Consider the following 12,850-nt stretch of genomic DNA (forward strand, 5'->3'; position numbering starts at 1 on the left):
CGGCCCGGACGCGCACGGTTGTCGCGACTTTCGCGCCGCCCCTGCGACGACTCCCCGACTCTGCTGTGACTTCTCCCACCCACCCTTGCCTCACCCGGACGGGCTACCTACGTTCGACCATATGTCCCCCCATGACCCCACTCTTCCCAATGAACCGGACGAACCCGCCGCAGATGGTCCGCCCGCGGTGGATCGGCCCGACAGTGCGTCGCTCGGTGACTTCAGCGTCGACCTGACGTCGCACGAGGCCCTGCGTCGCACCCACGTCCTCGCCGCTCTCGGCCCCGACTGGGATCCCGTCGCTGTGCTGCGCGACGAGGACAAGGCACGCGACATGCTGTACTCCGACCTCAGCGAGGAGCAGCAGCGCCTGTACGACGATCTGGTCGCGGCCGGGGTCCTGCCCAGGAGAGGGGACGGCAGTGCTGCCTCTTGACCCTCAGGCCGACATCGGCCGCCGCGCCTGGGTGGCGTGCCCGAACTGCAACGACAGGGCCGGGTGCGCCGCGTGCGAGGAGCGGCGGACATGTACCAAGCACTGGCGCTATCTACTCTCCAACACGGGCAGCCTGCTCCACTTGCAGTGCCCGTCCTGCACCCACATCTGGACACACGAGTCCGGTTTCGGAGCCACTCGCGTGAACGATCAGGGACATCGCCGGACCCGTTGATCACGTACGGCGCGGGTCGACGTAGCCGTTGCCGGCCTGGTCGGTCCGCTGAGCGGACCAGGCACGGAGTTTCGGCCAAGATCGCCGTCGCCGCACGCCCGTACACGGCAAGGTTCGTAACCACCCGCACCCTTCACTTCGCCCCTCGGGACGCGGACTCCAGCACGTCTGAAAAACGTGCGTTCGGAAGGCGCTTCGGGTCGTTGAGCTGAACGACATCACATGCTCACGCGGCTTCCAGGGGGACTCGATGGCCTCGGCTCAAGAGGGCGGACCGGTACGTGCCGACACCGGCGCCCCTCCCGGCTCCGCCTCGGGCGTGCGGGAGCCCGACCACGCGTCGGTGCTGATCGTCAACGACGCCGGCGAATACCTGCTGCACCTGCGGGACCACCGCCCCGGCATCTGGGAGCCCGGATCCTGGTCGCTGCTCGGGGGCGGGCGTGAGCCCGGTGACCGGTCCTTGGAGGAGACAGCACGCCGGGAGCTGCAAGAGGAAGCCGGACTCGATCTACCGGTGCTGGAGCCGCTCCAGGTGGAGCACGCGAGGCGCATCGACGGCGCGATGGTGACCATCCAGATCTACGTGGCCCGCTGGAACGGCGACCCCGAGTCCCTCCACCTCACCGAGGGGGTCATGCTGCGCTGGTTCGCCCCGGAGGTCGTGCCGCGTCTCCGGATGAGCCCCTCGACTCTCGACCTGGTGCGCGACCATGCCGCCCGGCCGCCGTCCGGCCCCCGCGGTGCCGCGGCCGCCGCTCCTCATCTGCCCGGGGCCCGCCGACAGGCCCCGGCACCGGACACCGGACAGCAGGCTGTCCCCAACGTCATCGGCGTGCATCTCCACCTGGAGAACGCGCAGGGCGAGGTCCTGCTCGGCCTGCGCCATCCCGACTCCGCGTACGCCGGGAACACCTGGCATTTCCTGGCCGGGCACTGCGAGCAGGAATCGGCCGTCTCCTGTCTCGTCCGGGAGGCCCTTGAGGAAGCCGGCCTTGTCATCGCCCCCGCCGACGTGGAGTTCGTGCACGCCGTGCACCTCGTCCACACGCCAGGCGGCCGGCCTCGGATGCAGTTGGTCTTCCGGGCCCGCCGCTGGGAGGGCACGCCGGAGTTGCGCGAGCCCGACAAGTGCCTCGCCTGGCAGTGGTGGCGGCCGGACGCACTGCCCGAGCCGCTCGTCCCCTACGCCCGAGCGGCGATCGACGGAATCCGCGCGGGGCGGCTGTACACGGAGATGGGCTGGGGAGCACGGTGACCACGGATCCGGTGACCGCGCGCGCGGAGATGGTCGCCGAGTTGGAGGGGTCCGGGGCGCTGAGGAAGGGCCCGGTGCGTGACGCCCTGCTGGCGCTGCCGCGCGAAGTGCAGCCACGAGCCGCAGCCGCCACGGTGACGCGGCCCGGCCGGCACTCGCGCACCTCTGGTGCCACGAGAGAGGCTTCGCCCTGTGACCGTATCCCCTTCGTCTCCGTCATCCCCTTCACAGCTACCGAGCCTGCTCGCGGTCTTCGCGCACCCGGACGACGAGTCCCTGGTCGCCGGTGGCGTGCTCGCGCAGCACGCCACCGCGGGAGCACGCACCGCCGTTGTCACCGCGACCTGGGCCCCGGGCAGCCATCGTGCCGCGGAACTCGCCGACGCCCTGCGCATTCTGGGAGTCGGCGAGCCGCGCATGCTGGGGTACGCCGACGCCCGGGTGCCCGAGTCGGCGCCCGGTCAGGCACGGTTCTGCGACGCTCCCCTCGACGAGGCCCTCGAGCGGCTCGTGCGGCACCTGCGTGAGGTCCGCCCGGACATCGTCGTGACCCACGATGCGTACGGCGGTCTGTCCGGCCACCCGGACCACGTGCACGCCCACCGGGTGACCCTGCTCGCCGTGCAGGCCGCCGGACTTGAGCACCGGTACCTCGCGGCGGGGGAACCGTGGCAGCCCAGCGCGCTCTACCTGGCCACGCATCCGCACTCGGGCGTTGCCGAGCTGGGCGGGCTCATGACCCGGGTCGGCAAGTCCGTGCTCAGCGTGCCGGACGAGTGGGTGACCGCCACGGTCGACGTGCGTCCGTGGCTGGAGCAGAAGTGGTCCGCCATCCAGGCGCACCGAAGCGAAGTGGCTCGCGAGCGCGCGCTCCCCGGAATCCTGTCCCGTCTGTCTGCCGAGGCCCGGCGACGGATCCTCGCCACGGAGCACTACACACGGCTGGAAGTCGCGCCCACAGGCCGTGGCCTGGAGAGGCTGACAACCTGACGCGGTTCGGGGCACATGACGCGGACACGCCGTTCCACCCTCGACGCAGGCCAACGCTTGCACACACCGTAAGCTGCGTCGGGTTGCGCGATGCACGGGGAGGCGCGAGTGGGGCGGGACACGGTCCTCGGCGGCCGGTACGAGCTGATCGAGAGGCTCGGGCAGGGCGGTATGGGAACGGTCCACCGAGGGGTGGACCAGCGGCTCCGGCGTACCGTCGCGGTGAAGCTGCTCTCCCCCGCACTGGCCCACGACCCTCAGTCGCGGGCCCGCTTCCGGCGTGAGGCGCACGCGGCCGCCGCGTTGAACCACCCGGCCGTGGCCACCATCCATGACGTCGGCGAGGAGCCGGACCCGGACGGCCCACGGCCCTACCTGGTCATGGAATACGTGCAGGGCACCACCCTCGCCGAGGCCCTCCGCGACGGACCGCTGCCCGTCGCGGAGGCGATCAACGCGGCGTGCGCGGTACTGGACGCGCTGGGGCACAGCCACGAGCGCGGCATCGTGCACCGGGACATCAAGCCTTCCAACATCATGCTTGCCGGACCGGACAGCGTGAAGGTCCTCGACTTCGGTATCGCGAAGGCATTCACGGAAGCCGCCACCCGCATCACCGGCAGCGGTGCGGCCATCGGCACGCCCGCCTACCTCTCGCCCGAGCAGATCAACGGGGCGGAGGTCGACCACCGGGCGGATCTGTACGCGATGGGGTGCCTGCTGTACGAACTGCTCACCGGCCGGCCGCCGTTCCGTGGCGCCTCACCGTTCACCGTCATGCATCAGCACCTGTCCGCCGAACCCGAGCCGGTGTCGCGGCTCCGGCCGCAGATTCCGCCGGCCGTGGAGGCGGTGATCCAACGCGCCCTGCGCAAGGCCCCGGAGGAACGGTTCGCCGATGCCGGGCAGATGCGTGCGGCGCTCGCCGACGCCCTCGCACAGGCGGCCATGCCGACCGTCCAGGCCGCCGCCCCTGTCGCTGCGGCTCCCCTCTCCGACGGCCGAACCCCGCTCCGAGACCGGTTCCGAACATCACTGCGCCCCTCGACCCAGGGCGCGTTGGCCGTGCTCGGTTGTCTGTTGTCGTTGCTGTGTGCGCGTGGCGAATCGGTGGAGACCGACCACTTCGGTCACGTCGCCGTCGCCGCCGCCGTGTTGGGCATGGTGACACTTCCGTGGTCGGCACGCCTGTCGTGCGCGGTGGGCTGGGGGCCGGTGGCCGAGGCCATGGCGGTCAACTCCGAACTGCGGCGCGCCAACGACGGGTGGGACCACTCGTACGTCGCCATCGCAGCCCTGCTGGGGCTGACCGCCGTCTGCTGCCTTGTCAGCGCGGCGCGCAGCCGGGAGCGCGGTGGCGGCTCACTGGTCGCCTTCTGGTTCAGCGCCACCGCATCGGTCTGGTACTTCCTCGACGACCTGCACAAGCTGTTCGTCTTCTATCTGCTGCTCTCTCTGGTGGCCGGTGCCGCCCTGGTGTGGGAGGCCGTCGGACTCGTCCGGCGTCGGGCCGACGCCGGACGAGCCATTGCCGAGGGCCGTCCGTCGACGTGGCACCGCCTCGTAGCAGGCGCACGACCACGCTGAGCCATCCCGTCGGCGCGGAAGGCCCGACGTCCTCCGGGCACTGCCTGGCGTGCAGTGGAGCCGGTCGGCTCAGCGTCCGGCGGTCGCGTTCCAGTCGACCAGTTGCACGATGACGCCGTTGGGGTCGCGGACCTGGAAGGCGCGCTCGCCCCACTCCTCTTCGGTCAACGGCATGGTGATCGTGACACCTTCGGCGCGCAGACGCGCCAGTTCGCCTTCGAGGTCGTCGACGACGAAGGCGAGGATCAGACCCGCGGCGTGCTCCTCGCGCTGGTCCGCCGGGAGCGTCGCCAGCCCCCGCCGCAGGAAGAGGACGTTCATGCCCACGTCGTCACGCGTCAGGGACGCGAACCCGTCGGCGCTCATCTCCTCCCGGAAACCGAAGTGTTCGACGAGGAAGGCGGCCGAGCCGGGGACGTCGTCGACGTTGAGCGACACGGCGCTGGAAGTGACCTTCACGGGGACTCCTTCAGGGGTGACGCATCTCAGATGCCGGTTGCCCGTGCCCTCTCCGCACACCGTACATCTCTGTACGCTGTACAGAATACAGCGTACAGAGATTTCGTACGAGAAGATTGTCCCCGTGCCGACGGAACGAACGAGCGCGGGCGACCCGGCCCGAACCCTGCAACTGCTGTGGCGACACTCCGCCCCCGACCGCCGACGCGGTCCACGCCGCGGGCTGAGCGTGGACGCGGTGGTCGAGGCAGCCACCGCGATCGCCGACGCCGAGGGCCTGGACTCGGTGACCATGCGCCGAGTGGCCCAGGAACTCGGCGTGGTGCCCATGACGCTGTACACCTACGTCCCCGGCAAGGCCGAACTGCTCGACCTCATGCTCGACGCCGCCTATGCCCGTATGTCCCGTACGGACACCACCGGACAGGCGTGGCACCGACGCGTCACGGCCGTCGCCGAGGAGAACAAGGCCCTCTTCGAACGGCATCCTTGGGCCGCGACCGTCTCCACCGCCCGGCCTCCGCTCGGACCGGGGCTGATGGCCAAGTACGAGCACGAGTTGTCCGCACTCGACGGCCTGGGCCTCAGTGACGTCGAGATGGACGACTGCCTGACCTATCTGCTCACCTTCGTCCAGGCAAGCGCACGCGCAGCCGCCGACGCCCGCGCCGCCCAGCACGACAGCGCCATGAACGACCAGCAGTGGTGGAAGGTGAACGCCCCGCTCCTGGCCCGGGTCCTCGACGAGAACGCCTACCCCACGGCCGTCCGCGTCGGAGCGGCGGCGGGCGCCGCACAGGGAAGCGCCTACGACCCCGATCACGCGTACGCCTTCGGTCTGCAACGCGTTCTCGACGCCTTCACCGCACTCATCGACGAAGGCCGCGGCGCGGACGCGGACGCGCCGGCGCACGAACGCGACGCCGCCGCCGACGCCTCATGAGCCGACCCCGTCGCGCCCCGGCCAGACCACCGTCGCCCCATGGTGAGAGGCGTGCGCGGCGACAGCGCGCATGCCTCGCCGTAGCGCGCTCACCTCGCCATACGTCCGCCTATGTACGCCCTTCTACCCCCTGTTCGCTCCTTAGGTGCGTTTGGGGCGAATTACGGCCCAACGGGCGGTCCTACGCCGCGACGATCGTCAGCGAAGGGGCTCCATTCTTCGGAACCCCACAGGACGAAAGGACACCTATGCGAGGCAAGCAGGCGATCGGCGCGGGCGTACTGGCCCTGGCCCTGGTATCCGGACTCGGATGGGCTGCCCAGGCCACCACCGGCGAGACCGCCACCGACCAGATCACGGCGAGCAAGGCAGGGCCGGCACGGGCCGCCGCCGTGGACGGTTACCAGATCGTCCGGCTCCCCGTCGCCAATGTGCCCAACTTCCAACGGCGAACGGTCTCTTGCCCGGCGGGCAAGAGGGTCATCGGCGGCGGCGCCGAGGCTCAGGGCAACGACGCGATCCTGGTCGGCAGCTTCCCCACCGACAACGGAACGGGCTGGATCGGCCTGGGTCGGCAGAACAACTACTCCAGCGTAGGCATCACGGTGTACGCGATCTGCGCCAACGCCTGACCGACACGACAGGTGGTTCCCCGCCGGCGGTCAGTGGGGAACCACCCCCCAGTACGTACTCAGCCGTGGTCCGGCAGCGGGCCGGACACCTGGTAGTGGCTGATGTACCAGCGGTCCTGGACACGCATCACCAGCACGCCGAGGTTGAGTCTCCTCGTGGGACGGTCGACGAACATGAAGTCGACGGCCAGATAGCCGAGTACGAGGTCTTCGCCGAGGCGTCTGGTTTCGAGGATCCGGTAGTCGAGCGTCATTCCGGGGGGCTGGGAGTCGTAGTACTCCGCGACACCTGGCCGTCCGACGCTGTAGGGGTGCAGTCCCTGGAAGATCGCGTCCTCGGTGAAGACGGAGGCCACCCGTTGGGGTTCGTGCCTCTCGATGGCGTCCTTCCACTGGTCGAGCACATGGCGCAGGACGGCTTCGCGGCCCGCGTCTGTCGTGTTGTCCATCGGATTCCTCCGGTCGGGCGAGTTCGAGGTCGGGCGGGGCGGGGGCCGGGTCGCTGTGGTGCCGCCCGGCCGGTTCGGGGCTGCGCCCCGCTCAGTGGCCCGCGCTCATGCCTCCGTCGACGTGGAGGATCTCGCCGGTCACGAACGGGGCCTGCTCCAGGTAGAGCACGGCGTCGACGATGTCGCTCAACTCGCCCATCCGACCCATCGGGTGCAGGTCCGCAAGGAACTCATGGGTCTCCTCGGCATGCATGGGGGTCTTGATGGTGCCCGGCGACACCGCGTTGGTGCGGATGCCGCGGCGGGCGTACTCGACGGCGAGGGACTTGGTCGCGGACTGCAGGCCGCCCTTGGTCAGAGAGGCCAGCACCGAGGGCACCTTGGAGTCGGCGCTGTCCACCAGGCTGGTGGTGATGTTGACGATGTGACCGCCGCCCTGGGCGAGCATTCGCTCGACCGCCAGCTGAGTGATACGGAAGAAACCGTTCAGGTTCACGCTTGTCACGGCCGCATAGTCGTCGAGGGTGTAGTCGGTGAAGGGCTTGGCGACGAAGATGCCCGCGTTGTTCACCAGGGTGTCGACCCGGCCGAACCGCTCCACCGCGGCGGAGATGACACGGTCGGCGGTGGAGTGATCCGCGACGTCCCCCTGGACGGTGACGACCTCCGCGTCGTCCGAGGGTGCGATGGTGCGGGAGGTGGCGACGACCGCGTACCCGAGTGCGCGGTAGCCGTCCACCAGTCCGGCGCCGATGCCCTGTGACGCGCCGGTGATGACGGCGACCTTCTGCTGCGCAATGCTCACGGTGATCTTCACTTTCGGGATGGGAGGGCTGTTCAGGACCGGAAGGAAGCCACTAGCCGACCGGTCGACTATTCGACGATAGGCAGCCGTGCGCCCGCGAGGCAACGGTTGTCGGCCCCTGCGCTGGGACTCGATTCCTCGCGTCTGGGAGGCCATGGCTCTCAGTGCAGGTGAGGACCGTCGCAGGTGGAGGAGCACGGATTACTTCGGCACCGACGGGTCGCGTCGGTGCCGGGGAACGGCGGCTTCCGTCGGCGGGGACTCGGTCTCTACTGCCGGTACGGGTCGCCGGCGGGCAGCCAGGCGTCGGCGGCGTGTATGCCGAGGTCTGCGACGCCGTTGCACAGGGCGTCCATGGCGGCGATGACCGCCGCGCGTGCCTCGTCCTCGCGTCGGACGAGGGACCAGGTCCAGTAGACCTCGGGGGCGACGACGGGGCGTCGCACCAGGTCGGCCGGGAGCGCGCAGGTCTGCCCCTTGGGCGAGTTGATGACCGGACGGTCGCTGCGGCGGACGTGGTCGAAGAAGGCCGGGCCGGTGATGCCGCCGTCCGAGATGGGCACGGCTCGGGCTCCGGTGTCACGGGCGAGTTCTTCGGCGTAGACGTTCCAGGACGACCAGGACGTGATGTCGTCGTCGAGGAGGACCGCGGTGTCCCGGGCCTGCACGGGGCTGGTGTCGTCTCCCTTGGCAACGGCATAGAGCCGATCGGCGCCGAGGAACCGGGCGTTCAGGCGGTGCCGTGCCATGTCCTCGGCCCGTACCCAGCACACCGCGAGATCGAGGCTGCCGTCGGCCACCCGGGCTGCCTGGGTGTGCGAGGGGGCGACCCAGGCGTCGATGTGGATCTGAGCCACCGCGGAGGTACGAACGGTGAGATCTCCGGGCAACCAGTTGACGTAGCCGAGCCGGACCGGTTCGGAGCCGGACAGTCGGCCGGCGCGGCGCTGGAGGTCATCCGCCCGTTCCAGCAGGGCGCGGATGTGCGGGAGCAGTTCCGCGCCGGCCGGAGTGAGGGACACCGAGCGGCGATCGCGGTCGAAGAGGCGCACCCCGAGGTCGCGTTCGAGGGCCTTGATCTGCTGGGAGAGAGAAGGGCCCGCGATCAGAAGCCGCGCGGCGGCCCGGCCGAAGTTCAGCTCCTCGGCCACCGCGATGAAATACCTCAGTTGGCGCAGCTCCACGCCCGTCATGCTACGCGCGCTGGGAGGTGTCACCTATCAGCAAGGAGGACGGCGGTCGTGGCAACGTCCCTGGTGGCAGGGCCAGGATGGAGGCACGAAGGCGAGGACGGGGCGCCGAACGGCCCCACGACGCGGATCCAGTGACTCCGGCGTGGATCCGAGAGGAGCGAGGAGATGGCAGAGTTCCTGGTCCAGATCACCACCACCGTCCCCGAGGGCGTCGGTGAGGACGAGGTCGGGCGGCGCCGGGCCGCCGAGGCCGTCCGCGCGGCGGAACTGGCCGCTTCCGGCCATCTGTACCGGCTGTGGCGTCCGGTCGGCGAGCTGCGCAGCATCGGCATCTGGCGGGCCGCCGACGAAACCGAGCTGCACGAGAAGGTACTCGGCACACTGCCGCTCCGGTCCTGGATGACCTTCACCGTCACCGCACTGGTGCCCCACCCCAACGACCCGGGCACGGTCGGCGCGACGCAGTGACCGGCCCCTGTGCCGCAGTCATCGCCGTCACCCCTGGCTGCCGACCAAGGCCTTCATCAACCAAGATCCGCACCGCGTCAGAGGGACCTCCACATGAGTTCGCCGGCCTTGGGCCTGTCCTCCGTTCGTCCGCACCGCCCGCTGCGCTCGCCGCGCGGCCACGCGGCCCAGGCCGCCGCGGCACTGGCGGCAGGCATGGGCGTCGGCCGGTTCGTCTACACCCCGATCCTGCCGCTGATGCACGCCCAGGCAGGGCTGTCCGCGAGTGCCGGTGCGAACTTGGCCACCGCCAACTATGTCGGCTATCTGGTCGGCGCGCTGGGGGGCATTCTCCTCCCGGCGCTGGTCCGCTCCCGTCTGCTCCTTCGCGTCTCCCTGGTGGTACTGACCGCCACTCTGGCGGGGATGCCCACCGTCCACAGCACCGCCGCGTGGCTTGCGCTTCGGCTGCTCGCCGGGATCACCAGCGCCCTGATCTTCGTCATCGCGGTCAACTCCCTCCTCGGCCACCTCAGGCAACACCCCGCCCACCTGACCGGTTGGGCCTTCGGCGGCGTCGGCGCCGGGATCGCCCTGTCCGGTCTGGTCGTCCTCTTCCTGCGTGCGTTCGGCGACTGGCGCGCCGCCTGGTGGGCCTCGGCCGTGCTGTGCGCGCTCATGGCCCTCGCCTGCTGGACCTTGCGCCCGGAGGAAACTCGCGAACCCTCCGGCGGCGGGACGGGCTCGCATCCCAGGACCCGGGTACATCGCTGGTTCAGCGCTCTGTTCGTCAGCTACACGCTGGAGGGCATCGGGTACATCGTCGCCGGCACCTTCCTCGTCGCCGCGATCGGACAGGGCTCCCCGGGCTGGGTCGGCAGCGGCGCCTGGGTGCTGGCCGGACTGGCCGCCGTACCGTCCTCGGCGCTGTGGGCATGGCTCGGACATCGCTGGTCCCGCCCCGGCCTGCTGCTCACCGCGCTGGTCGTCCAGGCCGTCGGCATCGCCCTGCCCGCCGTCGTCGGCGGGGTGCCGGCCGCACTGGTCTCCGCGATCCTGTTCGGCGCGACATTCATCGGCGTCAGCACCCTCGCCCTCGCCGCGGGCGCTCATCTGCGCTTCCCGCGGTCCGTCGCGCTGCTCACCGCGGGCTACTCGGTCGGCCAGATCCTCGGCCCCCCGGCCGTCACCCCCTTGCTCCACCACGGCTACCACCAGGCTCTGATCCTGGCCTCGGCGGTGGTCCTGGCCGCCGCGGTCGCCGCCGCCGTGCTCCGCGTCGGCTTCCCCCACGCGATGCCGGTCGTGGACCAGAGCCCTGCGGCACGGTCTGCCGGGCAGGTGGGGCAGTCCGCGCCGGCGTACACCCTCCCCGTGCCGGACGAGGACGAGGCCTGAGGAGACCGGGCCGTCCCGGGCCGCCGCAGCCGCCGGGAGCAGTCGCGCGGGCGAAGATCGGGCCTCAGACGCCGGCCACGGCCTCCTGCGTCTGCCGTCCGCCGAGGAGAGCCAGGCAGTTGGGCCACAGGGGGCCGAGCCGGTCCGTGTTGTTGTACAGCTTGGCGAACATCACCTGGCCCTCCAACTGCGCGACCACGGACCGCGCGGCTTCCCGGGTGTCGGTCACGGCGACCTCCCCACGCTGCTGGGCCTCGACGACGACCGCGTCGACCATGTCCACCTGCGCATCGAAGATCTGCTGAAGTCGGGAGCGGATGGCCTCTGTCTGGTTGCTCAGCTCCAGGGAGAGGTTCCCGAACAGACAGCCCGAGACCGTACCGCAGCTCTGCTTGCCGACACGTTGCTCGGCCTCCGTCTCTTCGAGCAGCCGGCGCAGCCGTCGGAGCGGTGGCGCGTCGCCGGTCAGAACGCGCGCCCACGCGGCTCTCTGGCCGGCCCAGTGCTCGTCGACGACGGCCAGCGCCAGAGCCTCTTTGGACTCGAAGAAGTAGTAGAAGCTGCCCTTGGGAACGCCGGCCGCCTTGCAGATCTCGGCCACACCCAAGGCTGAGTAACCACGCAGCTCGATGAGTGACTGCGCGGCGCCGAGGATCTTCTCCCGCGCGTCGCTGGTCCGTCCCATGTGGGGAGTGTACGTCCCGTACAGCCGCATTACTAGACCGGTCGGCTACCCAGGGCCGCGCCGCGCACCGGACGACCACCGGGCGCTCAGTGGGAAGCGCTCGGTCTGCGGTCGACCGGGGTGACGGGTGCGACGGTCTCCATGAGGGTGCGTCGGGGGCCGGACCAGGGGGCGGGGACGACATCGAGGACGTAGGCGAAACGGTAGGCGAGATATTCGTAGTTGATGCGCCAGCCCCGGAAATGCGGCCACGCCTCCTCGGGTGTGCGTTCGACGGAGTAGCCGTTCGCTGTCGCGTGGGCCACGGCCGCGGCGAAGTCCTCGTACGTGAGGCGGATGGTCGTGTCGGGCGAGGGGTCGGGCTCGTACGGGATGCGCCAGACGTCGGCGATGTCGCGCAGGCAGCCGAAGCCGGCCCGCAGCGCGAGGCGGGCCTCCGCCTGCGGGCGGCCGGGGTTGAGGGCGAGTTGCATGGCGGCGGCGTCCATGACGGCCAGCAAGGAGACGATCCAGTTGCGGTCACAGCGAGGGGATCGGAAGCGGCTCAGGATGACATAGCTGGTGTGGCTCTCACTGACCTCGGCCGACCAGCGCTCCCAGTTGCGGAACAGCTCCGTCATACTGCCGGTGAGCCCGACCTGCCCGTAGCGGGCGAGGATTTCCGGTCCCCAGGGCGGGCTGCCGGCCCGCGCCCCCAGCATGGTCACCTCGGCCTCCCGGCGGGAGTACGCGCCGTAGAGGGTCGGCAAGTAGCCGACCTGAAGGCCGATGACGATCGGGCCGGTCGCGGCCGCACAGAAGTCGAGAACGGTCAGACCCACCCGACGTCCGCTGGCGAAGCCGAGCGTGAAAAGGGCAACTCCCGTCTCCCGCAGGGCGTCCAGGACGCCGTAACCGCTGACCGCCACCTGGAGCATCGCATAGCCCAGCCAGAGGGCGATCAGCCAGCCGATCAGATGGAACAGGATGGACACTGCCGCCACGGGGGTCAGCGCACGGTGTTTACCCTCGGGCGTACGACAACGGTCCGCCAGGAACTGAAACGGCACGTACACCATCGTGTGCAGCGTCCGCGTGAAGCTGGAGCGGGTCGGCTGCGCGATCACCAGGGTCCGGAGCACCGAGGAGAACGTCCCCAGGACGATCAGCGCCCCGACGATGCCGATCAGGACGCGCAACAGTCCTCCCTCCGAAGGCCACGGCCCACCAGGACGCAACCATACAGTGACCGTCCATGCACACTCCGCACAGGAATCCAGTTGAACGTTGCACCACCAGCCCGGATGGTTTAGCCTTCAACCATGCGCCGCAAGCGCACATCTCCTTGATTTTC

15 protein-coding genes are annotated in these 12,850 nt (G+C 70.2%); 9 read left to right on the forward strand and 6 right to left on the reverse strand.

Translation table 11 applies throughout. From position 1 onward, the window contains the following. Positions 1 to 121: 121 nt before the first annotated feature. From ACFY2Z_RS27505 to ACFY2Z_RS27525, 5 genes are all read left to right on the forward strand, one after another. A complete protein-coding gene (locus ACFY2Z_RS27505) occupies positions 122 to 436 on the forward strand; it encodes a DUF6400 family protein (protein WP_390746772.1) in 315 nt (104 codons plus the stop codon). Next, a complete protein-coding gene (locus tag ACFY2Z_RS27510) occupies positions 423 to 671 on the forward strand; it encodes a hypothetical protein (protein ID WP_311699565.1) in 249 nt (82 codons plus the stop codon). The genes ACFY2Z_RS27505 and ACFY2Z_RS27510 overlap by 14 nt, the downstream gene beginning before the upstream one ends. A 250-nt stretch (positions 672 to 921) precedes the next feature. After that, complete coding sequence (locus ACFY2Z_RS27515; protein WP_390746773.1) at positions 922 to 1,929, forward strand: NUDIX domain-containing protein; 1,008 nt, start codon at positions 922 to 924, stop codon at positions 1,927 to 1,929. A 192-nt stretch (positions 1,930 to 2,121) separates the two neighbouring features. Beyond that, on the forward strand, positions 2,122 to 2,919 hold the full coding sequence (locus ACFY2Z_RS27520) for a PIG-L deacetylase family protein (RefSeq protein ID WP_390746774.1): 798 nt from the start codon (positions 2,122 to 2,124) through the stop codon (positions 2,917 to 2,919). Positions 2,920 to 3,027: 108 nt separating this feature from the next. Continuing rightward, complete coding sequence (locus ACFY2Z_RS27525) at positions 3,028 to 4,506, forward strand: protein kinase (protein ID WP_390746775.1); 1,479 nt, start codon at positions 3,028 to 3,030, stop codon at positions 4,504 to 4,506. A 69-nt stretch (positions 4,507 to 4,575) separates the two neighbouring features. Here ACFY2Z_RS27525 and ACFY2Z_RS27530 read toward each other — a convergent pair whose 3' ends face one another. Next, a complete protein-coding gene (locus ACFY2Z_RS27530; protein ID WP_390746776.1) occupies positions 4,576 to 4,965 on the reverse strand; it encodes a VOC family protein in 390 nt (129 codons plus the stop codon). 124 nt (positions 4,966 to 5,089) lie between these two features. Between ACFY2Z_RS27530 and ACFY2Z_RS27535 the strand changes: the two genes are divergently transcribed. Beyond that, positions 5,090 to 5,908: a TetR/AcrR family transcriptional regulator gene (locus tag ACFY2Z_RS27535; protein ID WP_390746777.1), complete on the forward strand. Its 819-nt coding sequence runs from the start codon at positions 5,090 to 5,092 to the stop codon at positions 5,906 to 5,908. 248 nt (positions 5,909 to 6,156) lie between these two features. Continuing rightward, positions 6,157 to 6,540, forward strand: coding sequence for a hypothetical protein (locus tag ACFY2Z_RS27540; protein ID WP_390746778.1), 384 nt, complete (start codon positions 6,157 to 6,159; stop codon positions 6,538 to 6,540). Between the two features lie 59 nt (positions 6,541 to 6,599). Here ACFY2Z_RS27540 and ACFY2Z_RS27545 read toward each other — a convergent pair whose 3' ends face one another. The 3 genes from ACFY2Z_RS27545 to ACFY2Z_RS27555 form a co-directional block, all read right to left on the reverse strand. Then, positions 6,600 to 6,989, reverse strand: coding sequence for an SgcJ/EcaC family oxidoreductase (locus tag ACFY2Z_RS27545; protein ID WP_390746779.1), 390 nt, complete (start codon positions 6,987 to 6,989; stop codon positions 6,600 to 6,602). A 91-nt stretch (positions 6,990 to 7,080) separates the two neighbouring features. Next, a complete protein-coding gene (locus tag ACFY2Z_RS27550) occupies positions 7,081 to 7,794 on the reverse strand; it encodes an SDR family NAD(P)-dependent oxidoreductase (RefSeq protein ID WP_390746814.1) in 714 nt (237 codons plus the stop codon). A gap of 269 nt (positions 7,795 to 8,063) precedes the next feature. Next, complete coding sequence (locus tag ACFY2Z_RS27555) at positions 8,064 to 8,987, reverse strand: LysR family transcriptional regulator (protein WP_390746780.1); 924 nt, start codon at positions 8,985 to 8,987, stop codon at positions 8,064 to 8,066. A 165-nt stretch (positions 8,988 to 9,152) separates the two neighbouring features. Here ACFY2Z_RS27555 and ACFY2Z_RS27560 point away from each other — a divergent pair, with 165 nt between their 5' ends. Further along, on the forward strand, positions 9,153 to 9,455 hold the full coding sequence (locus tag ACFY2Z_RS27560) for a muconolactone Delta-isomerase family protein (RefSeq protein WP_390746781.1): 303 nt from the start codon (positions 9,153 to 9,155) through the stop codon (positions 9,453 to 9,455). A 195-nt stretch (positions 9,456 to 9,650) separates the two neighbouring features. After that, a complete protein-coding gene (locus tag ACFY2Z_RS27565) occupies positions 9,651 to 10,832 on the forward strand; it encodes a YbfB/YjiJ family MFS transporter (protein ID WP_390746815.1) in 1,182 nt (393 codons plus the stop codon). Between the two features lie 64 nt (positions 10,833 to 10,896). Here the strand turns inward: ACFY2Z_RS27565 and ACFY2Z_RS27570 are convergent, their stop codons facing one another. Next, positions 10,897 to 11,517: a TetR/AcrR family transcriptional regulator gene (locus tag ACFY2Z_RS27570; protein ID WP_390746782.1), complete on the reverse strand. Its 621-nt coding sequence runs from the start codon at positions 11,515 to 11,517 to the stop codon at positions 10,897 to 10,899. Between the two features lie 86 nt (positions 11,518 to 11,603). Next, the gene (locus tag ACFY2Z_RS27575) at positions 11,604 to 12,695 is read right to left on the reverse strand and encodes a hypothetical protein (RefSeq protein WP_390746783.1); all 1,092 of its coding nucleotides are present in this window, start codon (positions 12,693 to 12,695) and stop codon (positions 11,604 to 11,606) included. Between the last annotated feature and the right edge of the window lie 155 nt (positions 12,696 to 12,850).

Origin of the sequence: Streptomyces sp. NPDC001222 (assembly GCF_042896945.1) — a bacterium.
Lineage (GTDB): Bacteria > Actinomycetota > Actinomycetes > Streptomycetales > Streptomycetaceae > Streptomyces > Streptomyces gibsoniae.